Source organism: Aureimonas psammosilenae (assembly GCF_009176975.1).
Classification (GTDB): Bacteria; Pseudomonadota; Alphaproteobacteria; order Rhizobiales; family Rhizobiaceae; genus Plantimonas; species Plantimonas psammosilenae.
Window position 1 is genome coordinate 1 of sequence record NZ_WEZG01000013.1, and the last position, 20639, is coordinate 20639.

At 62.5% G+C, this 20639-nt stretch carries 32 protein-coding genes; all 32 read left to right on the plus strand.

Annotated elements, in window-relative coordinates:
- The coding region (locus tag F9929_RS18930) for an EF-Tu C-terminal domain-related protein (protein WP_456236797.1) at positions 1–312 on the plus strand (312 nt) is incomplete at its 5' end.
- A gap of 170 nt (positions 313–482) precedes the next feature.
- Complete coding sequence (gene rpsJ / locus F9929_RS18935) at positions 483–791, plus strand: 30S ribosomal protein S10 (protein ID WP_007066362.1); 309 nt, start codon at positions 483–485, stop codon at positions 789–791.
- Positions 792–852: 61 nt separating this feature from the next.
- Positions 853–1575: a 50S ribosomal protein L3 gene (gene rplC, locus F9929_RS18940; RefSeq protein ID WP_152048124.1), complete on the plus strand. Its 723-nt coding sequence runs from the start codon at positions 853–855 to the stop codon at positions 1573–1575.
- Complete coding sequence (gene rplD / locus F9929_RS18945; RefSeq protein ID WP_152048125.1) at positions 1575–2195, plus strand: 50S ribosomal protein L4; 621 nt, start codon at positions 1575–1577, stop codon at positions 2193–2195. Before rplC ends, rplD begins: the two co-directional genes overlap by 1 nt.
- Positions 2192–2485, plus strand: a complete 294-nt coding sequence (locus tag F9929_RS18950) for a 50S ribosomal protein L23 (protein WP_152048126.1) — start codon at positions 2192–2194, stop codon at positions 2483–2485. Before rplD ends, F9929_RS18950 begins: the two co-directional genes overlap by 4 nt.
- A 24-nt stretch (positions 2486–2509) precedes the next feature.
- Positions 2510–3346, plus strand: coding sequence for a 50S ribosomal protein L2 (gene rplB / locus F9929_RS18955; protein WP_152048127.1), 837 nt, complete (start codon positions 2510–2512; stop codon positions 3344–3346).
- Positions 3347–3361: 15 nt separating this feature from the next.
- A complete protein-coding gene (gene rpsS, locus F9929_RS18960) occupies positions 3362–3640 on the plus strand; it encodes a 30S ribosomal protein S19 (RefSeq protein ID WP_152048128.1) in 279 nt (92 codons plus the stop codon).
- A gap of 2 nt (positions 3641–3642) precedes the next feature.
- Positions 3643–4032, plus strand: a complete 390-nt coding sequence (gene rplV / locus F9929_RS18965; protein ID WP_152048129.1) for a 50S ribosomal protein L22 — start codon at positions 3643–3645, stop codon at positions 4030–4032.
- Positions 4032–4742, plus strand: coding sequence for a 30S ribosomal protein S3 (rpsC, locus tag F9929_RS18970; RefSeq protein WP_152048130.1), 711 nt, complete (start codon positions 4032–4034; stop codon positions 4740–4742). Before rplV ends, rpsC begins: the two co-directional genes overlap by 1 nt.
- Before the next feature lie 19 nt (positions 4743–4761).
- Entirely contained in the window at positions 4762–5175 is a 414-nt protein-coding gene (rplP, locus tag F9929_RS18975) for a 50S ribosomal protein L16 (RefSeq protein ID WP_152048131.1), read from the plus strand.
- Between the two features lie 10 nt (positions 5176–5185).
- Complete coding sequence (rpmC, locus tag F9929_RS18980; RefSeq protein WP_152048132.1) at positions 5186–5380, plus strand: 50S ribosomal protein L29; 195 nt, start codon at positions 5186–5188, stop codon at positions 5378–5380.
- An 11-nt stretch (positions 5381–5391) separates the two neighbouring features.
- Positions 5392–5637, plus strand: a complete 246-nt coding sequence (gene rpsQ, locus F9929_RS18985) for a 30S ribosomal protein S17 (RefSeq protein WP_152048133.1) — start codon at positions 5392–5394, stop codon at positions 5635–5637.
- 136 nt (positions 5638–5773) lie between these two features.
- Entirely contained in the window at positions 5774–6142 is a 369-nt protein-coding gene (gene rplN, locus F9929_RS18990; RefSeq protein ID WP_150972966.1) for a 50S ribosomal protein L14, read from the plus strand.
- A 12-nt stretch (positions 6143–6154) separates the two neighbouring features.
- Entirely contained in the window at positions 6155–6478 is a 324-nt protein-coding gene (rplX, locus tag F9929_RS18995; RefSeq protein ID WP_152048134.1) for a 50S ribosomal protein L24, read from the plus strand.
- Positions 6471–7028, plus strand: a complete 558-nt coding sequence (gene rplE / locus F9929_RS19000; RefSeq protein WP_152048135.1) for a 50S ribosomal protein L5 — start codon at positions 6471–6473, stop codon at positions 7026–7028. Before rplX ends, rplE begins: the two co-directional genes overlap by 8 nt.
- Before the next feature lie 24 nt (positions 7029–7052).
- On the plus strand, positions 7053–7358 hold the full coding sequence (rpsN, locus tag F9929_RS19005) for a 30S ribosomal protein S14 (protein ID WP_152048136.1): 306 nt from the start codon (positions 7053–7055) through the stop codon (positions 7356–7358).
- Positions 7359–7370: 12 nt separating this feature from the next.
- Positions 7371–7769, plus strand: coding sequence for a 30S ribosomal protein S8 (rpsH, locus tag F9929_RS19010; protein ID WP_152048137.1), 399 nt, complete (start codon positions 7371–7373; stop codon positions 7767–7769).
- Between the two features lie 40 nt (positions 7770–7809).
- Positions 7810–8343, plus strand: a complete 534-nt coding sequence (rplF, locus tag F9929_RS19015; protein ID WP_152048138.1) for a 50S ribosomal protein L6 — start codon at positions 7810–7812, stop codon at positions 8341–8343.
- A gap of 9 nt (positions 8344–8352) precedes the next feature.
- Positions 8353–8715 (plus strand): 50S ribosomal protein L18, encoded by a 363-nt coding sequence (gene rplR, locus F9929_RS19020; protein ID WP_152048139.1) that lies wholly within the window; start codon positions 8353–8355, stop codon positions 8713–8715.
- A gap of 161 nt (positions 8716–8876) precedes the next feature.
- Positions 8877–9434: a 30S ribosomal protein S5 gene (gene rpsE, locus F9929_RS19025; protein ID WP_152048140.1), complete on the plus strand. Its 558-nt coding sequence runs from the start codon at positions 8877–8879 to the stop codon at positions 9432–9434.
- A 26-nt stretch (positions 9435–9460) separates the two neighbouring features.
- A complete protein-coding gene (rpmD, locus tag F9929_RS19030; protein WP_152048141.1) occupies positions 9461–9664 on the plus strand; it encodes a 50S ribosomal protein L30 in 204 nt (67 codons plus the stop codon).
- A gap of 16 nt (positions 9665–9680) precedes the next feature.
- Positions 9681–10160 carry a 50S ribosomal protein L15 gene (gene rplO / locus F9929_RS19035; protein WP_152048142.1) on the plus strand — a complete coding sequence of 160 codons (480 nt, stop codon included), beginning with the start codon at positions 9681–9683 and terminating at the stop codon, positions 10158–10160.
- Positions 10161–10291: 131 nt separating this feature from the next.
- Positions 10292–11635 (plus strand): preprotein translocase subunit SecY, encoded by a 1344-nt coding sequence (secY, locus tag F9929_RS19040; protein ID WP_152048143.1) that lies wholly within the window; start codon positions 10292–10294, stop codon positions 11633–11635.
- On the plus strand, positions 11632–12300 hold the full coding sequence (locus tag F9929_RS19045) for an adenylate kinase (protein ID WP_152048144.1): 669 nt from the start codon (positions 11632–11634) through the stop codon (positions 12298–12300). Before secY ends, F9929_RS19045 begins: the two co-directional genes overlap by 4 nt.
- A gap of 184 nt (positions 12301–12484) precedes the next feature.
- Positions 12485–12853: a 30S ribosomal protein S13 gene (gene rpsM / locus F9929_RS19050; RefSeq protein ID WP_152048145.1), complete on the plus strand. Its 369-nt coding sequence runs from the start codon at positions 12485–12487 to the stop codon at positions 12851–12853.
- 81 nt (positions 12854–12934) lie between these two features.
- Positions 12935–13321 carry a 30S ribosomal protein S11 gene (gene rpsK / locus F9929_RS19055; RefSeq protein ID WP_152048146.1) on the plus strand — a complete coding sequence of 129 codons (387 nt, stop codon included), beginning with the start codon at positions 12935–12937 and terminating at the stop codon, positions 13319–13321.
- Positions 13322–13462: 141 nt separating this feature from the next.
- Entirely contained in the window at positions 13463–14491 is a 1029-nt protein-coding gene (locus F9929_RS19060) for a DNA-directed RNA polymerase subunit alpha (RefSeq protein WP_152048147.1), read from the plus strand.
- Positions 14492–14632: 141 nt separating this feature from the next.
- Complete coding sequence (gene rplQ, locus F9929_RS19065) at positions 14633–15058, plus strand: 50S ribosomal protein L17 (protein ID WP_152048148.1); 426 nt, start codon at positions 14633–14635, stop codon at positions 15056–15058.
- A 106-nt stretch (positions 15059–15164) separates the two neighbouring features.
- Positions 15165–16187: an NAD-dependent epimerase/dehydratase family protein gene (locus F9929_RS19070; RefSeq protein WP_235919435.1), complete on the plus strand. Its 1023-nt coding sequence runs from the start codon at positions 15165–15167 to the stop codon at positions 16185–16187.
- A 656-nt stretch (positions 16188–16843) separates the two neighbouring features.
- Complete coding sequence (locus F9929_RS19075) at positions 16844–18139, plus strand: DegQ family serine endoprotease (protein ID WP_235919447.1); 1296 nt, start codon at positions 16844–16846, stop codon at positions 18137–18139.
- 10 nt (positions 18140–18149) lie between these two features.
- Complete coding sequence (locus F9929_RS19080; RefSeq protein ID WP_152048150.1) at positions 18150–19481, plus strand: replication-associated recombination protein A; 1332 nt, start codon at positions 18150–18152, stop codon at positions 19479–19481.
- Between the two features lie 164 nt (positions 19482–19645).
- A complete protein-coding gene (locus tag F9929_RS19085) occupies positions 19646–20635 on the plus strand; it encodes an RluA family pseudouridine synthase (protein WP_152048151.1) in 990 nt (329 codons plus the stop codon).
- Positions 20636–20639: the final 4 nt, after the last annotated feature.

Sequence of the window (20639 nt, forward strand, 5' to 3'; positions counted from 1 at the left end):
GTTCTGTGCAAGCCGGGTTCGGTGAAGCCGCACACGCGCTTCATGGCCGAGGCCTACATCCTGACCAAGGAAGAAGGCGGCCGCCACACGCCGTTCTTCACCAACTACCGTCCGCAGTTCTACTTCCGCACGACCGACGTGACGGGCGTCGTCACGCTGCCCGAGGGCACCGAGATGGTGATGCCGGGCGACAACGTGACGATGGACGTCAAGCTGATCGTGCCGATCGCCATGGAAGAAAAGCTGCGCTTCGCCATCCGCGAAGGCGGCCGCACCGTCGGCGCCGGCATCGTCTCCTCCATCGTCGAGTAAGACTGCATTCCAATGCCACGGCCGCGCGGGGTTCTTCGCGCGGCTTCGCCTTCGCCGGTGGCGTAGGCAGAGGGTGCGCCTTCGGGCGCGCTTGTTGAAAAGACGGAAGAATGCCGAAGCGCTCGGGACCACGCCGCCAAGCTGGCGACCCCGACGAGAGGACGAAACTGATGAACGGCCAAAATATCCGAATTCGCCTCAAGGCGTTTGATCACCGCGTCCTCGACGCTTCGACGCGCGAGATCGTGTCCACGGCAAAGCGCACTGGCGCGAATGTTCGCGGCCCGATCCCGCTGCCGACGCGCATCGAGAAATTCACGGTGAACCGTTCGCCCCACATCGACAAGAAGTCGCGCGAACAGTTCGAGATGCGCACGCACAAGCGCCTTCTCGACATCGTCGACCCGACCCCGCAGACCGTGGACGCGCTGATGAAGCTCGACCTCGCAGCCGGCGTCGACGTCGAAATCAAGCTCTAAGGAGCGTCATGAACCGATGGGGTTTCATCGCCCCGGAGGTTCCTCTGGAGAAAGTATGAAAATGCGGTCAGGTGTCATCGCACAAAAGGTCGGCATGACCCGCGTCTACAACGACGCTGGGGAGCATGTTCCGGTCACCGTCCTGAAGATCGAAAATCTGCAGGTCGTCGCACAGCGTACGGACGACAAGCACGGCTACACTGCCGTCCAGCTCGGCGCCGGTTTCGCCAAGGTCAAGAACGTCACGAAGCCGATGCGCGGCGTGTTCGCTCAGGCTTCCGTCGAGCCGAAGTCGAAGCTCGTCGAGTTTCGTGTGTCCAACGAGAACATGATCGACGTCGGTGCCGAGATCACCGCCGAGCACTTCGTCCCCGGCCAGAAGGTCGACGTGACGGGTACATCGGTCGGTAAAGGCTTCCAGGGCGTCATGAAGCGCCACAACTTCGGTGGTGGCCGCGCGACGCACGGTAACTCGGTGTCGCACCGCTCGCACGGTTCGACCGGTCAGCGCCAGGACCCCGGCAAGGTGTTCAAGGGCAAGAAGATGGCCGGCCACATGGGCCAGGTTCGCGTCACGACGCAGAACCTCGAGGTCGTGCGCACGGACGCCGACAAGGGGCTTATCCTGATCCGCGGCGCCATTCCGGGCTCCAAAGGCGGCTGGATCGAGATCCGCGATGCAGTGAAGAGCAAGCTGCCGGACGCCGCGCCCAAGCCGGCCGCGCTCCGCGCCGCTGCGCAAACCGGTGGCGCTGCCGCCGAGGCTTCGGAGGGAGCAGAATAATGGACGTTACCGTCAAGACCCTCGAAGGCAAGGATGCCGGCACGCTGACGCTGGCCGACGAGATCTTCGGCCTCGAGCCCCGCGAAGACATTCTGCAGCGCATGGTCCGTTGGCAGCTCGCGAAGCGCCAGCAGGGGACGCACCAGTCGCTCGGCCGCGCGGAGATCGCGCGCACCGGTGCCAAGCTCTACAAGCAGAAGGGGACCGGTCGTGCTCGTCACGGTTCGGCCCGCGCTCCGCAGTTCCGCGGTGGTGGTAAGGCGCATGGCCCGCAGTCCCGCAGCCATGCTCACGATCTGCCGAAGAAGGTTCGGGCCCTTGCCCTTCGTCACGCGCTCTCGGCCAAGGCGAAGGCCGGCGGTCTGATCGTGATCGACGATCTCGTGGCGGCTGAAGCCAAGACGAAGGCGGTCGCCAAGACCTTCGCCGATCTCGGCCTGTCCAACGCGCTGCTGATCGGCGGCGCCCAGGTCGACGCGGGCTTCTCCCGCTCGGCTCGCAATCTCGCTAATATCGACGTTCTGCCGGTTCAGGGCATCAACGTCTACGACATCCTGCGCCGCCAGACCCTGGTTCTCTCGAAGGCTGCGGTTGAAGCCCTTGAGGAGCGGTTCAAATGAGCGACCTCCGCCATTACGACGTGATCACCTCGCCGGTGATCACGGAAAAGTCGACCATGGTGTCCGAGTATAACCAAGTCGTCTTCAACGTCGCTCTCAAGGCGACCAAGCCTCAGATCAAGGCGGCCATCGAGTCCTTGTTCGGCGTCAAGGTGACCGCCGTCAACACGCTCATCCGCAAGGGCAAGGTCAAGCGCTTCCGCGGCCGCGTCGGTCGGCAGAGCGATCAGAAGAGGGCCATTGTCACGCTCGCCGACGGCGACTCGATCGACGTGTCGACGGGTCTGTAAGGGCAGGGCGCGAGGAAACAAGTCATGGCACTGAAGAACTTCAACCCCACGACGCCCGGCCAACGCCAGTTGGTCATCGTCGATCGTTCCGGTCTTTGGAAGGGCAAGCCGGTCAAGCAGTTGACCGAAGGGCTCACCTCCAAGGGCGGACGCAACAACCTCGGCCGCATCACCGTTCGCTTCCAGGGCGGTGGTCACAAGCGGTCCTACCGGATCATCGACTTCAAGCGTCGCAAGTTCGATATCGCCGGCACCGTCGAGCGTCTCGAATACGATCCGAACCGTACGGCGTTCATCGCCCTCATCAAATATGAGGACGGCGAACTGGCCTACATTCTGGCGCCGCAGCGCCTCGCGGCTGGCGACAAGGTCATCGCCGGCACCTCGGGCGTCGACGTGAAGCCCGGCAACGCGATGCCGCTTTCGGCGATGCCGGTTGGCACCATCATCCACAATGTTGAGATGAAGCCGGGCAAAGGCGGGCAGATCGCTCGTTCCGCCGGCACCTACGCCCAGTTGGTCGGCCGCGACGCGGGCATGGCGATCCTTCGCCTGAACTCGGGCGAGCAGCGTCTCGTGTCCGGTTCGTGCTTTGCGACTGTCGGTGCGGTGTCGAACGCCGATCACGGCAACATCAATCTCGGCAAGGCCGGTCGCGCCCGTTGGCTCGGCAAGCGTCCGCACGTTCGCGGCGTCGCGATGAACCCGGTCGACCACCCGCACGGTGGTGGTGAAGGTCGTACATCGGGTGGTCGTCACCCGGTTTCGCCGTGGGGTCAGCCGACCAAGGGCAAGCGGACGCGCTCGAACAAGTCCACGGACAAGTTCATCGCCCGCTCGCGCCATCAGCGTAAGTCGTAAGGAAGGGATCTTTTCATGACCCGTTCAGTCTGGAAGGGCCCGTTCGTCGATGGCTACCTTCTCAAGAAGACCGAGAAGGTTCGCGAAGGCGGCCGCAACGAGGTGATCAAGATCTGGAGCCGCCGCTCCACGATCCTGCCGCAGTTCGTCGGTTTGACCTTCGGCGTTTATAACGGCAACAAGCACGTTCCCGTCTCCGTCAACGAGGAGATGATCGGCCACAAGTTCGGCGAGTTCGCCCCGACCCGTACCTACTACGGTCACGGCGCCGACAAGAAGGCGAAGAGGAAGTAACGATGGGCAAGCCGAAGCTGGAGCGCCAGCTCAAGGACAACGAGGCACGCGCGGTCGCTCGCACGATCCGCGTCAGCCCGCAGAAGCTGAACCTCGTCGCGGCGTTGATCCGTGGCAAGAAGGTCGAAACGGCGATCGCCGATCTGACCTTCTCCCGTAAGCGTATCTCGGAAACGGTCTTGAAGACGCTTCAGAGCGCCGTCGCCAATGCCGAGAACAATCATGACCTCGATGTCGACTCTCTCGTCGTCGCGGAGGCCTTCGTCGGCAAGTCGATCGTGATGAAGCGTTTCCACGCTCGCGGTCGTGGCCGGGCCAGCCGCATTGAGAAGCCGTTCTCGCACCTGACGATCGTCGTGCGCGAGGTCCAGGCCCAAGAGGAGGCCGCCTGATGGGTCAGAAAATCAATCCGACCGGTTTCCGGCTCGGCATTAATCGCACCTGGGACTCCCGCTGGTTTGCCAGCACGGGTGAATACGGCCAGTTGCTCCACGAGGATCTGGCGATCCGCAAGTTCCTCCTCGAGGAACTCAAGCAGGCAGCCGTATCCAAGATCGTCATCGAGCGTCCGCACAAGAAGTGCCGCATCACGATCCACTCGGCGCGTCCGGGCATCGTGATCGGCAAGAAAGGCGCCGACATCGAGAAGCTGCGCAAGCGCCTCGGGTCGATGACCAAGGCGGAAACGCACATCAACATCGTCGAGGTCCGCAAGCCGGAAACCGACTCGACGTTGGTGGCGCAGTCGATCGCGCAGCAGCTTGAGCGTCGTATCGCCTTCCGTCGCGCCATGAAGCGTGCGGTGCAGTCCGCGATGCGTCTTGGAGCCGAAGGCATCCGCATCAATTGTGCGGGTCGTCTCGGCGGCGCTGAAATCGCCCGCATGGAATGGTACCGCGAAGGTCGCGTTCCGCTTCATACGCTTCGCGCGGACATTGACTACGGCACGGCCGAAGCCCACACCGCCTACGGCGTTTGTGGCGTCAAGGTCTGGATCTTCAAGGGCGAGATCCTCGAGCATGACCCGATGGCGTCCGAGCGCCGCGCGGTCGAGGGCGAAGCGCCGGCAGCCGGCCGCCGCCGCGAGCGCGAGCACGCCTGAGCGGTTGGAGTGATTTGAAATGTTGCAGCCAAAACGCACCAAGTTCCGTAAGGCGTTCAAGGGACGCATTCACGGCGCAGCGAAGGGTGGGACGAACCTCGACTACGGTTCGTTCGGCCTGAAGGCGATGGAGCCGGAGCGGGTCACCGCACGGCAGATCGAGGCGGCCCGCCGCGCGATCACCCGCCAGATGAAGCGCCAGGGCCGGGTCTGGATTCGGATTTTCCCGGATCTGCCGGTGACCGCGAAGCCGACCGAAGTCCGCATGGGCAAGGGTAAGGGCGCGATCGAATATTGGGCGGCCCGCGTTCATCCGGGTCGTATCATGTTCGAGCTCGACGGCGTGCCGGAAGATGTCGCCCGCGAGGCGCTTCGTCTCGGCGCCGCCAAGCTTCCGATCAAGACGCGCTTCATCGCGCGTATCCCTGAGTAAGGAGGCCGACGTGAACGCCGCCGACCTGAAGAACCTGACCGAAGATCAGCTCAACGACGAGCTGTCGAAGCTCAAGAAGGAGCAGTTCAACCTGCGCTTTCAGGGCGCGACCGGTCAGATCGAGAACACCGCTCGCGTCCGGCAGGTTCGCCGCCACATCGCGCGCATCAAGACGATCGCCGGCCAGAAGTCGGCTGCGAAGTAAGGATAGGCGAGATGCCCAAGCGCATTCTGCAGGGGACCGTCGTTTCCGATAAGAACGACAAGACCATCGTGGTTCTGGTCGAGCGTCGCTTCACCCACCCGCTCTTCAAGAAGACGGTTCGGCGTTCGAAGAAGTACAAGGCGCACGACGAGACCAACTCGAAGAAGGTCGGCGATCAGGTCTTCATCCAGGAATCGAAGCCGATTTCGAAGGACAAGACCTGGATCGTCGTCGAAAGCGAGACGGCAACGGCCTAAACACGTTCGGCGGGGTGGATAACCCGCCGGAATCGATATATAGGCGTGGCGCATCGGGCGCCGGCCAACAAAGTTTGGAACGGCAGGGCGTCCGCATATCGCGGGGTCCTGCCTCGCAGTTCGAAGGCGGCCTGACATGATTCAGATGCAAACAAACCTCGACGTGGCGGATAATTCCGGCGCACGTCGGGTCATGTGCATTAAAGTGCTTGGCGGCTCGAAGCGGAAATATGCCTCCGTCGGCGACGTGATCGTCGTGTCGATCAAGGAAGCGATTCCGCGCGGCCGTGTCAAGAAGGGCGATGTGATGAAGGCGGTCGTCGTACGCACCGCCAAGGATATCCGGCGGCCAGACGGCTCCGTGATCCGCTTCGATACGAATGCGGCCGTCCTTATCGATAACAAGAAAGAGCCGATCGGCACGCGTATCTTCGGACCGGTTCCGCGCGAACTCCGCGCCCGGAACCACATGAAGATCATCTCGCTGGCGCCGGAAGTGCTCTGAGGAACCGCGACCATGCAGAAGATCAAGAAGGGCGACAAAGTCGTCGTCACCACCGGTAAGGACAAAGGCCAGACCGGTGAAGTGTTGCAGGTGATGCCGAAGGAGGACCGTGCGGTCGTCCGCGGCGTGAACTTGGTGAAGCGCCATCAGCGCCAGACCGCGAACCAGGAAGCCGGAATCGTGACGAAGGAAGCTTCGATTCACCTTTCCAACCTGTCGGTTGCCGATCCGAAGGACGGCAAGCCGACTCGCGTAGGCTTCAAGGTGGTGGGTGAGGGCGATAAGGCGCGCAAGGTGCGCTTCGCGAAGCGTTCCGGAGAGCAGATCGATGCCTGAGGTTCAATACACCCCGCGTTTGAAGCAGGTCTACAAGGACAGCATCCGCGCCGATCTTCTGCAGCAGTTCAGCTACGCCAATGAGATGATGGTGCCCAAGCTGGACAAGATCGTCATCAACATGGGCGTTGGTGAAGCGACGGGCGACTCCAAGAAGCCTTCCGTCGCCGCCGAGGATCTCGCGCGCATCGCCGGTCAGAAGCCGGTCATCACGCGGGCTCGCACCTCGATCGCGGGCTTCAAGGTCCGCGAAGGAATGCCGATCGGCACGAAGGTCACCCTTCGCAAGGATCGGATGTATGAGTTCCTGGACCGGTTGATCCAGGTCGCGCTGCCGCGCGTCCGGGACTTCCGCGGCCTGAACCCGAAGAGCTTCGATGGTCGTGGCAACTACGCCATGGGCTTGAAGGAGCATATCGTGTTCCCGGAGATCAACTACGACAAGGTCGATCAGATCTGGGGCATGGACATCATCGTGTGTACGACGGCGAAGACCGATGAGGAAGCCCGCGCCCTGCTCAAGGCGCTGAACTTCCCTTTCCGCCAGTAACGGCCGCGAGAAGAGGAGCCTGAGATGGCGAAGAAGAGCTCGATCGAAAAGAACAAGCGCCGCGAAAAGCTGGCGAAGCAATACGACGCCAAGCGCACGGCGCTGAAGGCGACGATCATGAACCAGGAGGCACCCATCGAGGAGCGCTTCCGCGCGCAGTTGCAGCTTTCCGGGCTGCCGCGCAATTCGGCCAAGACCCGCATCCGCAACCGTTGCGAAGTCACGGGACGTCCGCGTGCCTATTACCGCAAGCTGAAGATGTCGCGTATCGCGCTCCGGGAACTGGGCAACAGTGGCCAGATCCCCGGCGTCGTGAAGTCGAGCTGGTAAGAGGTAGGTCCCATGTCCCTTTCTGATCCTCTGGGCGATATGCTGACGCGCATCCGCAATGCGGTCGAGCGTAAGAAGTCGTCGGTTCTGACCCCCGCCTCCAAGCTGCGTGGCCGCGTGCTCGACGTGCTGAAGGACGAAGGCTACATCCGTGGCTACACGGAAACGGCTTTCGAGAACGGCAAGTCCGAGTTCGAGATCGAGCTCAAATACTACGAGGGCTCCTCGGTGATCCGCGAAATCGCTCGCGTTTCCAAGCCTGGTCGCCGCGTCTACGTTTCTGCGAAGACGATCCCGCACGTCGCCAATGGCCTCGGCATCTCTGTTCTTTCGACACCGAAGGGCGTGATGGCCGACCACAGCGCGCGTGAGCAGAATGTCGGGGGCGAGGTCCTCTGCCGCGTCGTTTGACGCTGGCGGACCCGTTCACGACGAAGGATAGGTTGTTTCAATGTCCCGTATCGGCAAGAAACCCGTAGCGATCCCGGACGGCGTCACCGTATCTCTGGATGGCCAGACGGTGAGGGCGAAGGGCGCCAAGGGCGAATTGAGCTTCGTCGTCAACGACGAGGTTCTGGTCAAGATGGAAGACGGCTCCGTGGCCGTTTCCCCGCGCGACGAATCCAAGGGCTCCCGGGCCAAGTGGGGCATGTCCCGCACCATGATCTCGAACATCTTCACCGGCGTGAAGACGGGTTTCGAGCGGCGTCTCGAGATTTCGGGCGTTGGTTATCGTGCGGCGATGCAGGGCAAGAACCTGCAGCTTTCGCTCGGCTATAGCCATGAAGTCGTCTACCAGGTGCCGGAAGGCATCACGGTGGCCGTTCCGCGTCCCGTCGAGATCGTCGTGACCGGCATCGATAAGCAGAAGGTCGGTCAGGTCGCTGCGGAAATTCGCGAGTATCGCGGTCCCGAGCCCTATAAGGGCAAGGGCGTGAAGTACGCGGGTGAGCGCATCGTCCGCAAGGAAGGCAAGAAGAAGTAAGGTCCCACGATGGCTACGCAAAAGGAAAATATCCGCCGGCGCGCCGCTCGTGTGCGCCGCTCCCTGAAGGCGGTGGCGAACGGTCGCCCCCGTCTTTCGGTTCACCGTTCTTCCAAGAACATCTATGCCCAGATCATCGATGATGTGCAGGGCGTGACGCTCGCGGCGGCCTCGACGCTCGACGCAGGGTTGAAGGCGGGTCTCAAGACCGGCGCCGACACCGAGGCTGCATCTGCCGTCGGTAAGCTCGTCGCCGAACGCGCCAAGCAGGCTGGCGTGACCGATGTGGTGTTCGACCGCGGCTCTTTCATCTACCATGGCCGCGTCAAGGCCGTGGCCGAGGGCGCTCGCGAAGGCGGTTTGAACTTCTGATCCGCTGACGAAGTCGAGAAGGCTTCTTCTCTTTCAACGTCACCTGAGATATGGCCGAAGCCGGAGATCGAACAGATCTTCGGCTTCGGCCTTGAGCCGGACCGCGAAATCCAAAGCGGTCCATCCCGTAGCGCCTTCCGGAAAAGAATAAGGATAGGATCATGGCGCCTAGAAACGATCGTCAGGATCGTAACGATCGCGAGCGCGACGACGGCTTCGTCGATAAGCTCGTTCACATCAATCGCGTCGCCAAGGTGGTGAAGGGCGGCCGTCGCTTCGGTTTCGCCGCTCTCGTCGTCGTCGGCGATCTTAAGGGTCGCGTCGGTTTCGGCCATGGCAAGGCGCGCGAAGTGCCGGAAGCCATCCGCAAGGCGACGGAAGCCGCCAAGCGCGACTTGATCTTCGTGCCGCTGCGCGAAGCTCGGACGCTTCATCACGACGTTGCCGGCCGTCACGGCGCGGGCAAGGTGTTTCTGCGCTCGGCCGAAGCGGGTACGGGCATCATCGCCGGTGGTCCGATGCGCGCCGTTTTCGAGGCGGTCGGAATGCACGATGTCGTCGCCAAGTCGATGGGTTCCTCGAACCCGTACAACATGGTTCGCGCGACTTTCGACGCTTTGAAGAACTCGATGCATCCCAAGGATGTCGCTGCCCGCCGCGGCGTGAAGTATTCGACGCTCCAGGCCCGCCGTAGCGGCCTTGGCGGCGTTGAAGAATAATTCGGTTCGCGAAAGGAGTCGAAGCGATGGCAGACACCAATGCCGCGGGCAAGACGATCGTCGTTGAACAGATCGGCAGCCCCATCCGCCGTCCGGGCACCCAGCGCGCAACGCTGATCGGTCTCGGGCTGAACAAGCTGCATCGCCGCCGCGAACTGGAAGACACGCCTTCCATTCGTGGTGCGATCGCCAAGGTCAGCCACCTCGTCCGTATCGTGGACGAGGCTTGAGGCTGGAGGAATTTCGATGAAACTGAACGAGATCTCCGATCTTCCGGGCGCCACGCAGAAGCGTAAGCGTCTGGGTCGCGGTATCGGGTCGGGCTCCGGCAAGACCGCCGGTCGCGGCGTGAAGGGCCAGAAGTCGCGCTCCGGCGTGGCGATCAACGGCTTCGAGGGCGGTCAGATGCCGCTTTACCGCCGTTTGCCCAAGCGCGGCTTCGTGAACATCTTCGCGAAGGACTTCAACATCGTTTCCGTCGGCCGCCTTCAGCAGGCGATCGATGCCGGCAAGCTCGACGCCTCGGCGACGATCGACGTCGCTGCCCTGAAGGCTGCCGGCGTTCTTCGTCGCGCCAAGGATGGCGTGCGCCTTTTGGGCGACGGCGAGCTGACGTCGAAGGTGACGATCGTTGCCGACGGCGCGTCCAAGTCGGCGGTGGAAAAGGTCGAGAAGGTTGGCGGTTCGCTGACGCTTCCGGCTGCGCCTGCGCCGGCCGAGGCCTAACAAGAACATTCGCGGAGGCCGTTCAGGCCTCCGCTTGCCCGGGTTCCCCGGACCGCATATCTCTCGGGCTTCGCCGAGCGGGTAATGGCGCGGAACGCGAACCCCTTGGTGGCTACCCGGAGAATCGCGAGATGGCATCGGCCGCGGAACAACTCGCCGCAAATCTGAATTTCGGCGCCTTCTCGAAGGCGACCGACCTCAAGAAGCGCATCTGGTTTACCCTGGGTGCGCTCTTGGTTTATCGGCTCGGCACTTACATCCCGATGCCCGGTATCAACCCCGAAGCCCTGGCGCGCGCTTTCCAGCAGCAGTCGACCGGCATTCTCGGGCTTTTCAATATGTTTGCCGGTGGTGCCGTCGGTCGCATGGCGATCTTCGCGCTCGGCATCATGCCGTACATCTCGGCCTCCATCATCATCCAGTTGATGACGTCGGTGCTGCCTTCGCTCGAGTCCTTGAAGAAGGAGGGCGAGCAGGGCCGGAAGGTCATCAACCAGTACACTCGTTACGGTACGGTTCTCCTGGCGATCGTCCAGGCGTACTTCATCGCGGTCGGGCTCGAGACTTCGCAGAATATCGTCACCGATCCGGGCCTCTTCTTTCGTTTGTCGACGGTCGTGACGTTGACCGGCGGGACCATGTTCCTGATGTGGCTCGGCGAGCAGATCACGGCGCGCGGCATCGGTAACGGTATCTCGCTGATCATTTTCGCTGGCATTGTCGCGAACTTGCCGACGGCAGTGGCGCATCTTCTCGATCTCGGCCGCACTGGGGCCCTTTCGACGGCCGTCATTCTGGTCGTGATCGTGACGGCGATCGCCTGCATCGCGTTCATCGTGTTCTTCGAGCGCGCGCAGCGCCGTCTTCTGATCCAGTATCCGAAGCGGCAGGTCGGCAATCGCATGTTCCAGGGGGACACGTCGCACTTGCCGTTGAAGCTGAACACGGCAGGTGTCATCCCGCCGATCTTCGCCTCGTCGCTGCTTCTCCTCCCGGTAACGATCGCCAACTTCGGGAACACCGCGAATCTGCCGGGCTGGGCGACGGGCATCATCGCCTCGCTCGGGCATGGTCAGCCGCTCTACATGATCCTCTACGCGGCGATGATCGGCTTCTTCGCGTTCTTCTACACGGCGGTCGTCTTCAATCCGAAAGACACGGCCGATAACCTCAAGAAGCACGGCGGCTTCATTCCGGGCATTCGTCCGGGCGAGCGCACCGCCGAGCATATCGACTACGTGCTGACGCGCATCACCGTGATCGGTGCGATCTATCTGATCATTATCTGTCTCTTGCCTGAATTCCTCATTTCGGCGCTGGGTGTTCCGTTCTATCTTGGCGGAACGTCGCTGCTGATCGTCGTGAGCGTGACCATGGACACGGTCGCCCAGGTGCAGGGGCATCTGCTCGCGCATCAGTATGAAGGGCTTGTCCGCAAGGCCAAGCTCAGAGGGGGAAGACGGGGAGCGAAATGAGACTCATTCTGCTGGGCCCTCCGGGCGCGGGTAAGGGGACCCAAGCCAAGAAGCTGATCGAATGCTTCGGAATACCGCAGCTTTCTACAGGTGACATGCTTCGCGCCGCCGTCGCTGCTCAGTCTGAGATCGGACTGCGCGCCAAGGAGATCATGTCATCCGGCAAGCTCGTTTCCGACGATGTGGTCATCCAGATCGTCGCGGAGCGGATCGAACAGCCGGACTGCGCCGAAGGGTTTATTCTCGACGGTTTTCCTCGGACGCTGGCGCAGGCCGATGCGACGGAGACGATGCTGAAGGGTAAGGGTCTCGAACTCGATCATGTGATCGAGATGCGGGTCGAGGACGACGAACTCGTCCGCCGCGTCGCGGGCCGCTTCAGTTGTGCCCATTGCGGGGCGAGCTACAACGATCAGGACCACCGCCCGAAGGTCGAAGGGGTATGTGACAAGTGCGGGCATTCCGACTTTACCCGCCGTCCGGACGACAACGCCGAAACCATGCGGACGCGGTTGAAGGCCTATTACAAGGAAACTGCGCCGCTTGTCGGTTACTACTACTGCAAAGGCATCCTCCAGTTCGTGGATGGAATGAAACCCATCGACGAGGTCTTCGCGGACATCAGTTCCGTAGTTGCGCCTCGGTCTTCATCCGGGAACCCTTGACAATGGCCGGTCGCGGCTACTTCGGTTGACTTTCCGGGCCTAGCCGAACTATATCGCGATCCATAAGCGAATCCGTCACGATCGGATCTGGCTGATAGAACGCGCCTCTGCCGTTCCGTGCTGGTTCAGCGTAGACATTCATCAACATCCGGGCGTATCGCCCAGCTCTCAAGGAGTACGGTCTTTGGCCCGTATCGCAGGCGTCAATATTCCGAGCAACAAGCGCGTCGTCATCGCGCTTCAGTACATTCACGGCATCGGCAAGTACTACGCGCAGGACATCTGCGAGAAGGTCAAGCTGGCGCCGGAACGTCGCGTCAACGATCTGACGGACGCCGAAGTTCTGCAGATCCGTGAGATCATCGACCGCGACTATCAGGTCGAGGGCGATCTTCGCCGCGAGACGTCGATGAACATCAAGCGTCTGATGGATCTCGGCTGCTATCGCGGGCTTCGTCACCGTCGTGGCTTGCCGGTTCGCGGTCAGCGTACGCACACCAACGCTCGCACCCGCAAGGGTCCGGCGAAGGCGATCGCGGGCAAGAAGAAGTAATATCGGACGGCATCCGATCGGATGCCTCCGGGTGGAGCCGCTGGGATTACGGCGGTGTCGATATCGAAAAGGAAATAGGGAATGGCCAAGGAGCAGCGCGTTCGCCGCCGCGAGCGCAAGAACATCTCGACCGGCGTGGCTCACGTGCAGTCGACCTTCAACAACACGCTGATCACGATCACCGATGCCCAGGGCAACGCGATCTCGTGGTCGTCGGCTGGCCAGCAGGGCTTCAAGGGCTCGCGCAAGTCGACACCGTTCGCCGCGCAGATCGCGGCCGAGGATTGCGCCCGCAAGGCGCAGGAACACGGTATGCGGACGTTGGAAGTCGAAGTGTCGGGCCCCGGTTCGGGTCGCGAATCCGCGCTTCGCGCGCTTCAGGCGGCGGGCTTCACGATCACCTCGATCCGTGACGTGACCCCGATCCCGCATAACGGCGTGCGTCCGCGCAAGCGTCGCCGCGTTTAAGCACGACAGACATTCTACACCCGTCTGGGGACTTCCGTCCCCGGGCGGGTTAGTGCGTTGGTACCGGAGGCCTTCCATGCCTTCCGTCTCAGACCTATCGCCACGATTGGATGGTGGCGAGGAACTGAAAGGCAGATCGTGATGATCTCAAGCAATTGGCAGAACCTGACCAAGCCGGATCAGGTCGTTTTCAAGACCGGCAGCAATCGCACCAAGGCGTCGCTTGTCGCGGAGCCTTTGGAGCGCGGCTTCGGCCTGACGCTCGGCAACGCGCTTCGCCGTGTTCTTCTTTCGTCGCTGCAGGGGGCGGCCGTGACAGCGATCCAGATCGACGGCGTTCTGCACGAATTCTCGTCTATCCCTGGCGTGCGCGAGGACGTGACGGACATCGTCCTGAACGTCAAGGAAATCGCCATCAAGATGCAGTCCGAGGGACCGAAGCGCATGGTCGTGCGCAAGTCGGGACCGGGCGTCGTGACGGCGGGTGACATTCAGACGGTCGGCGATATCGAGATCCTGAACCCGGATCATGAGATCTGCACCCTCGACGAGGGCGCGGAAATCCGCATGGAACTGACGGTCAACACGGGCAAGGGTTACCGCCCGGCGGACCAGAACCGCGCCGAAGACGCGCCGATCGGGCTCATTCCCGTCGACTCACTGTTTTCGCCGGTGAAGAAGGTTTCGTATCGCGTCGAGAATACGCGCGAGGGTCAGGACCTCAACAAAGACAAGCTGACCATGGAGATCGTCACCGACGGCTCCATCAGTGGTGAGGACGCGGTGGCTTACGCGGCCCGCATCCTGCAGGATCAGCTTTCCGTGTTCGTCAACTTCGAGGAGCCGCAGCGCGAAAGCCGTGGCGTCGGGGCGGCGGATGAGCAGATCGCCGAACTGGCGTTCAACCCGGCTCTTCTGAAGAAGGTGGACGAACTGGAGCTTTCGGTTCGCTCGGCCAACTGCCTGAAGAACGACAACATCGTTTATATCGGCGACCTGATCCAGAAGACGGAGGCGGAAATGCTGCGCACTCCGAACTTCGGACGCAAGTCTCTCAATGAGATCAAGGAAGTGCTCGCCTCGATGGGCCTTCACCTTGGCATGGAAGTGCCGTCCTGGCCGCCGGAGAATATCGACGACCTGGCCAAGCGCTTCGAGGATCAGTACTGATCCAATACCACGACCGCCCATCGCCGATCATCGGCGGCGGGCCTTTTCTCCGTCAATCATCCAAAGGCACATGCACCCGTCCCAGACGGGTTAGCGAGGATGCCGACCGCCGGAAAACCGGCTCGCTTTGAGGAAATCATCATGCGTCACGCCAATCGCGGCCGGAAGCTGAACCGTACCGCCAGCCACCGCAAGGCCATGTTCGCCAACATGGTTGCTTCGCTCATCGAGCACGAGCAGATCGTCACCACGCTCCCGAAGGCGAAGGACCTTCGCCCGATCATCGAAAAGATGATCACGCTCGGCAAGCGCGGTGACCTGCATGCCCGCCGTCAGGCCATCAGCCAGGTTCGCGACCCGAGCGTCGTCACCAAGCTCTTCGATGTGCTTGGTCCGCGCTATGCGGAGCGCAACGGCGGTTATACGCGCGTGCTTAAGGCCGGTTTCCGTCGCGGCGACAACGCCCCGATGGCGGTCATCGAGTTCGTCGAGCGTGACGTCGACGCGCGGGGCAAGGGTGATCGCGAGCGCTTCGAAGCCGAAGGCGCCGAGAACGCCGAAGCCTGAAACGGCTAAGATCGATAGTTGGGAGAGGGGCCATTCGGCCCCTTTTTCTTTTGTATGACCTCGCGAGCCCACGGCTCGAACCGCGTATGAGTTTGGAGTGAACGGCTTGGCGAACGGTGATCTCGTTCTCGTCACGGGAATGTCCGGCTTTATCGCGAAGCATATCGTCATGGCGCTTCTCGATGCCGGTTTCCGGGTTCGCGGAACGGTTCGGTTCGCCAGCAAGCGCGAACACATGCTGAAGGCCTTCCGGCAGGCGGGAGCCGATGTCAGCCGGATCGATACGGTGAAGGCCGATCTTCTTCAGGATGAAGGTTGGGAACAGGCGGCGGCGGGCTGCCGCTATGTTCTGCACGTGGCGTCCCCGTTTCCTCGGCGGGCCCCGGTCGATAAGTTCGGCCTCGTCGACGTTGCTCGAAGCGGGACCCTGAGGGTGCTTTTCGCTGCCGCGCGAACCGGAGCGGAGCGCGTGGTCGTCACCTCGTCCGTCGCCGCCGTTTACTACGGCCACGAAGCGCGGCGGGATACGCTTTTCGGCGAAGCGGACTTTTCGGATGTCGGTAGCGCTTCGATCGGGTCCTATGCCGTGTCGAAGACACTTGCGGAGCGTGCGGCGTGGGAGTTTGCCGCCTCGAACGGGCTGCAACTGGCGACGGTCAACCCATCCGTCGTTCTCGGGCCGCTTCTCGACAACGAACATGGGACATCGGTCGATATCCTTCGAATGATGATGCGGGGCCACCTGCCTTTCGTACCGCGGATCGGCATCGGCGTTGTGGACGTTCGCGATGTCGCCGAGGCGCATATTCGTGCGATGACGCATCCGGAAGCTGCCGGCCGCCGCTTCATCGTTGACGGAGGGAACGTCACGCTTGTCGAAGCCGCGCGCGTGGCCGGTGAAGCTGTTCCGACCGTCCGAGGCAAGTTGCCGAAAGGGTGCCTGCCGGACTTTGCGGTTCGCGTCGCCGGGCGTTTTTCGACCCGCGCCCGGCAGATCGTTCCTGAACTTGGACGAATTAAACACCTGGACGTGGAACCCGCCCGCTCGCTTCTCGGCCTTTCGTTTCGGTGTTCTAAAGAGGCTATCCGCGCCACCGCGGAAAGCTTGTTTCAGCGCGGTCTCGTTTAACGATCGGCAGATGCCGAAGCATAAATCCGATGCTCGGAAGGGTGTTGCCCTGCTGCGATAGGCGGCAAGGTTCACGCATGGCATAGGGGCTTGGCTGAACGGGCCAACGGCTTTTTTTGCGCTGCGAAGAAACCGAAGTTCGTTCAGGGCATTATGATGGCGAATGCGAGACGCCGTCGCGTCGAAGGATCGCAGTTTACGCGGATTAAATGACTTCCATGCACGATATGGAAACCCAACTCCAGCCGAGTGCTCCTACGATGCGTCGTACCCTCTTGACTCTTCTTGCAGCCGTCTGCGCTTTCGGCGTGTTGACGGCCAGCTACGCGACGGCCGAGCTGCCGCGCGATCAGATCGAGGCGAGCACGACCGTCAACTAAGACGGTCGATTTCCATATCGTTGATGCAAGGGGCTGCTTCGCGGCCCCTTTTTCGTTGCAAATGGATGGCTTGACGGTTCATGAGCCGAACCGGTCTTCGGATCGTCGGCCATGCGAAAGGATCGTCGCTTGAGGAAGCATTCTCGTCTCGCCGCAACCGTCTGTGCCATCGTTCTGCAAGCTTCGCAGAGTGCTTTGGCGCAAGCACCCGTGCCCGTCGTCCCAGGAACCGCCGAAGCGCAGGGCGGGGCTCAGGTGCCAGTCAGCGCCACGCAGATGAAGATGTCCTTCGCGCCGCTGGTGAAGACGAGCGCGCCGGCGGTGGTAAATGTCTATGCGGCTAAGACGCTACCGCAGCAGCGATCCCCGTTCATGGGCGACCCGTTCTTCGAACAGTTTTTCGGCCGCCAGATGCAACGCCAGTCGCCGCGGGTCCAGTCCTCTCTCGGTTCCGGTGTGATCGTGGACCCCAGCGGATTGATCGTCACCAACAACCACGTTGTCGCCGATGCCGACGAGGTTCGGGTGGCTCTTGCCGATGGGCGTGAGTTCGACGCAAAAATCCTTTCCAAGGACGAGCGTATCGATCTGGCTGTGCTCAAGATCGAGGACGAGAAGGCGTTTCCCGTTCTCGGCATCGCGGACTCCGATCGGCTCGAGATCGGCGATCTGGTTCTGGCTATCGGCAATCCGTTCGGCATCGGCCAGACGGTGACGAACGGCATCGTCTCGGCACTGGCGCGAACCCATATCGGGACCAACGATTTCGGCTTCTTTATCCAGACGGACGCGGCGATCAATCCCGGCAATTCCGGCGGCGCCTTGATCGATACCCATGGGCAACTCATCGGCGTGAACACGGCGATCTTTTCGCGCTCCGGCGGTTCGAACGGCATCGGCTTCGCCATTCCCTCCAACATGGTTCGGGCGTTCGTGGACTCTGCCCGAAAGGGCGGACGGTTCGAGCGGCCTTTCATCGGGGCGACCTTCGTGCCGGTGACGCGCGATGTCGCCGAAGCGCTCGGGCTCGACCGGCCGCGCGGCGCGCTGGTCCAGGATGTGCGGGAAGGTGCGCCGGCTGCTTCGGCGGGGTTGAAACCCGGCGACGTCGTTCTCGCCATGGACAATTTCGAGATCGGCGATCCCGACACATTGGGCTACCGCCTCGCGACCGCCGGGATCGGCAAGGACGCGACCCTTTCCGTTCTGTCGGGAAACAAGCGCGAAACGCTGCGGATGTCGCTGGCCGGCGCGCCGGAAATGCCGGCGGCTGATCGCCGGACCCTGAAGGGCGAGACGCCCTTTGCCGGTGCCAGCATCGCCAACCTGTCGCCGAAACTCGCCGATGAACTGGACATCCCCGAGGAAATGTCCGGCGTCGTGGTGACGGACGTTCGTCCCGGCTCCTTCGCGGCCCGTTTCGGTCTTCAGCCGAAGGACATCGTCCTCACCCTCAACGGCGACGACGTGGAATCCTCTGCCGCGTTGGAGAAGATGGCGGCAAACGCGAAACGCGGCTGGCGGTTCGAGATCGAACGCGACGGGCGGCGTTTGTCGCAGGTCGTTCGCTGATCGAACCCCGATGTCCGACCTTTTCGGCCCCGCTCCCGAACCGCCCGCCTCCGAAGGCAAGAAGCTTTCGGCGACCCGTCCCCTGGCCGACCGGCTCCGGCCGACGGGTCTGCCGGACGTGGTCGGGCAGGAGCATCTGACCGGACCTTCGGGCGCGCTAACGCGGATGCTCGAATCGCGCTCGCTCGGCTCGATGATCTTCTGGGGGCCGCCCGGCACGGGCAAGACCACGGTCGCGCGCCTTCTCGCGAGCCAAGTCGATCTCGCCTTCGAACAGATTTCCGCGATTTTTTCCGGCGTGGCGGACTTGAAGAAGGTCTTCGAGACGGCGCGTCTGCGAATGCAGAAGGGGCGACAGACGCTTCTGTTCGTGGACGAGATCCATCGCTTCAATCGCGCGCAGCAGGACTCGTTTCTGCCTGTCATGGAAGACGGCACGGTGGTTCTCGTCGGCGCCACGACCGAAAACCCGTCCTTCGAACTGAATGCCGCGCTCCTGTCCCGCGCACGCGTGCTGACTTTTCATGCGCATGGCGAGGCGAGCCTCGGTCGCCTGTTGGAGCGGGCGGAGGCCGCCGAAAACCGTGCTCTGCCGCTCGACGGCGAAGCGCGCGATCTTCTGATCCGAATGGCGGATGGCGACGGCCGCGCGATCCTGACGCTCGCCGAAGAAGTCTGGCGCGCCGCCCGGCCTGGGGAAACCTTCGATGCGGAAGGGCTGCGGAGCGTCGTGCAGAGGCGGGCGCCGGTCTACGACAAGTCGCAGGACGGGCACTACAACTTGATCTCGGCGCTGCACAAATCCGTGCGCGGCTCCGATCCGGACGCAGCGCTCTACTACCTCTGCCGCATGTTGGATGCCGGCGAGGACCCGCTTTATCTCGGCCGCCGGCTCGTTCGAATGGCATCGGAGGATATCGGGCTCGCTGATCCGCAGGCTCTGGTGATCGCCAGCGCCGCCAAGGACGCCTTTGATTACCTCGGCTCGCCGGAAGGCGAACTGGCCCTGGCGCAGGCCACCGTTTATCTGGCGACCGCGCCGAAATCGAACGCCCTCTACACCGCCTACAAGGCTGCCATGCGGGCCGCGAAGGAAAACGGCTCTCTGCTGCCGCCCAAGCACATCCTCAACGCGCCGACGAAGCTGATGAAGGGCGAAGGCTACGGCACGGGCTATCGCTACGATCACGACGAACCCGACGCCTTCTCGGGGCAGAACTACTTCCCTTCCGAGATGGGACGGCAGCAATTCTACGATCCGACGCCGCGCGGTCTGGAAGCGACGCTCGCCAAGCGTCTCGATCACTGGTCGCGCCTGCGCCGCGAGCGCGGTGAGCCCTGAGCGGAGCGACCGAGCGCACGAAGGGCGGGGAGACATCGCGCGAGGCTTCGCTTATATCGCCTCAACGCTCCTTGTTCGAACCGCAGAGCCCCTCAGTCGGGTTCGCGTTCGCGTGTCATCCGGCACGATGCCTTCGGACGGGAACACGAACGGGATTTCATCCGATGGCGGTCGTCGCACAGGTCAAGGTCGAACCGGACGAGGCGGGTCTCAGACTCGATCGCTGGTTCAAGCTGCATTATCCGGGTCTCGGCTTCGGCCATCTGCAGAAGTTGCTGCGCTCCGGCCAGATTCGCGTGGATGGCGGCCGGGCGAAGGCCGACATGCGCGTCGCGCCCGGCCAGATGATCCGCGTTCCGCCGATGGAAGCGGATGCCGCGCGCGAGCGATCCGGCCCGCTGACCATGAACACGATCCGCGACCGGCACGACGGCGATGTGCTGTCACAGATGCTGCTCTACGAGGACGAGAAAGTGCTCGTCTTCAACAAGCCGGCCGGGCTCGCCGTCCAAGGCGGATCGGGCGTGTCGCGCCACGTGGATTCGATGCTTGAGGCTTGGCGAAACAAGAAGGGCGAGAAGCCCCGCCTCGTTCACCGCATCGATCGCGATACGTCCGGCATTCTCGTCGTCGCGCGCACGCGCGGCGCGGCGGTATCCTTGACCAAGGCGTTTCGCGAACGCGACACCCAGAAGGTCTATTGGGCCATCGTGAAAGGCGTGCCGCGCGAGCGGGAAGGGCGGATCTCCACCTATCTCGTCAAGGAAGCGACGCCGGACGGCGACCGGATGCGGATCGCGCGGCACGGCGATGCCGGTGCCGACCACGCATTGACGCATTATCGCGTCGTCGAGGCCTTGGCACAGAACTTCGCATGGCTCGAAATGGAGCCCTATACGGGGCGCACGCACCAGCTTCGCGTCCATGCCGCCCATCTCGGCCACGCCATCATTGGCGACCCGAAATATTTCGAGGAAGACCCGAACTGGGAGTTTCCCGGCGGCGTGCAGAAGCGGCTGCATCTCCATGCGCGGCGCATTCGCATTCCGCACCCCGATGGTCGCGGCATCATCGATCAGGCCGCGCCTTTGCCGCCCCATATGGTGCAGACCTTCAACCTGTTCGGTTTCGACGAGAGCTTGAGCGAGTCCTGACGCC

What these genes read in the sequence shown, in the direction of transcription:
- rpsJ (WP_007066362.1), top strand. Translation starts at nt 483, where the DNA reads ATGAACGGCCAAAATATCCGAATTCGCCTCAAGGCGTTTGATCACCGC.
- rplC (WP_152048124.1), top strand. Translation starts at nt 853, where the DNA reads ATGCGGTCAGGTGTCATCGCACAAAAGGTCGGCATGACCCGCGTCTAC.
- rplD (WP_152048125.1), top strand. Translation starts at nt 1,575, where the DNA reads ATGGACGTTACCGTCAAGACCCTCGAAGGCAAGGATGCCGGCACGCTG.
- F9929_RS18950 (WP_152048126.1), top strand. Translation starts at nt 2,192, where the DNA reads ATGAGCGACCTCCGCCATTACGACGTGATCACCTCGCCGGTGATCACG.
- rplB (WP_152048127.1), top strand. Translation starts at nt 2,510, where the DNA reads ATGGCACTGAAGAACTTCAACCCCACGACGCCCGGCCAACGCCAGTTG.
- rpsS (WP_152048128.1), top strand. Translation starts at nt 3,362, where the DNA reads ATGACCCGTTCAGTCTGGAAGGGCCCGTTCGTCGATGGCTACCTTCTC.
- rplV (WP_152048129.1), top strand. Translation starts at nt 3,643, where the DNA reads ATGGGCAAGCCGAAGCTGGAGCGCCAGCTCAAGGACAACGAGGCACGC.
- rpsC (WP_152048130.1), top strand. Translation starts at nt 4,032, where the DNA reads ATGGGTCAGAAAATCAATCCGACCGGTTTCCGGCTCGGCATTAATCGC.
- rplP (WP_152048131.1), top strand. Translation starts at nt 4,762, where the DNA reads ATGTTGCAGCCAAAACGCACCAAGTTCCGTAAGGCGTTCAAGGGACGC.
- rpsQ (WP_152048133.1), top strand. Translation starts at nt 5,392, where the DNA reads ATGCCCAAGCGCATTCTGCAGGGGACCGTCGTTTCCGATAAGAACGAC.
- rplN (WP_150972966.1), top strand. Translation starts at nt 5,774, where the DNA reads ATGATTCAGATGCAAACAAACCTCGACGTGGCGGATAATTCCGGCGCA.
- rplX (WP_152048134.1), top strand. Translation starts at nt 6,155, where the DNA reads ATGCAGAAGATCAAGAAGGGCGACAAAGTCGTCGTCACCACCGGTAAG.
- rplE (WP_152048135.1), top strand. Translation starts at nt 6,471, where the DNA reads ATGCCTGAGGTTCAATACACCCCGCGTTTGAAGCAGGTCTACAAGGAC.
- rpsN (WP_152048136.1), top strand. Translation starts at nt 7,053, where the DNA reads ATGGCGAAGAAGAGCTCGATCGAAAAGAACAAGCGCCGCGAAAAGCTG.
- rpsH (WP_152048137.1), top strand. Translation starts at nt 7,371, where the DNA reads ATGTCCCTTTCTGATCCTCTGGGCGATATGCTGACGCGCATCCGCAAT.
- rplF (WP_152048138.1), top strand. Translation starts at nt 7,810, where the DNA reads ATGTCCCGTATCGGCAAGAAACCCGTAGCGATCCCGGACGGCGTCACC.
- rplR (WP_152048139.1), top strand. Translation starts at nt 8,353, where the DNA reads ATGGCTACGCAAAAGGAAAATATCCGCCGGCGCGCCGCTCGTGTGCGC.
- rpsE (WP_152048140.1), top strand. Translation starts at nt 8,877, where the DNA reads ATGGCGCCTAGAAACGATCGTCAGGATCGTAACGATCGCGAGCGCGAC.
- rpmD (WP_152048141.1), top strand. Translation starts at nt 9,461, where the DNA reads ATGGCAGACACCAATGCCGCGGGCAAGACGATCGTCGTTGAACAGATC.
- rplO (WP_152048142.1), top strand. Translation starts at nt 9,681, where the DNA reads ATGAAACTGAACGAGATCTCCGATCTTCCGGGCGCCACGCAGAAGCGT.
- secY (WP_152048143.1), top strand. Translation starts at nt 10,292, where the DNA reads ATGGCATCGGCCGCGGAACAACTCGCCGCAAATCTGAATTTCGGCGCC.
- F9929_RS19045 (WP_152048144.1), top strand. Translation starts at nt 11,632, where the DNA reads ATGAGACTCATTCTGCTGGGCCCTCCGGGCGCGGGTAAGGGGACCCAA.
- rpsK (WP_152048146.1), top strand. Translation starts at nt 12,935, where the DNA reads ATGGCCAAGGAGCAGCGCGTTCGCCGCCGCGAGCGCAAGAACATCTCG.
- F9929_RS19060 (WP_152048147.1), top strand. Translation starts at nt 13,463, where the DNA reads ATGATCTCAAGCAATTGGCAGAACCTGACCAAGCCGGATCAGGTCGTT.
- rplQ (WP_152048148.1), top strand. Translation starts at nt 14,633, where the DNA reads ATGCGTCACGCCAATCGCGGCCGGAAGCTGAACCGTACCGCCAGCCAC.
- F9929_RS19075 (WP_235919447.1), top strand. Translation starts at nt 16,844, where the DNA reads ATGAAGATGTCCTTCGCGCCGCTGGTGAAGACGAGCGCGCCGGCGGTG.
- F9929_RS19080 (WP_152048150.1), top strand. Translation starts at nt 18,150, where the DNA reads ATGTCCGACCTTTTCGGCCCCGCTCCCGAACCGCCCGCCTCCGAAGGC.
- F9929_RS19085 (WP_152048151.1), top strand. Translation starts at nt 19,646, where the DNA reads ATGGCGGTCGTCGCACAGGTCAAGGTCGAACCGGACGAGGCGGGTCTC.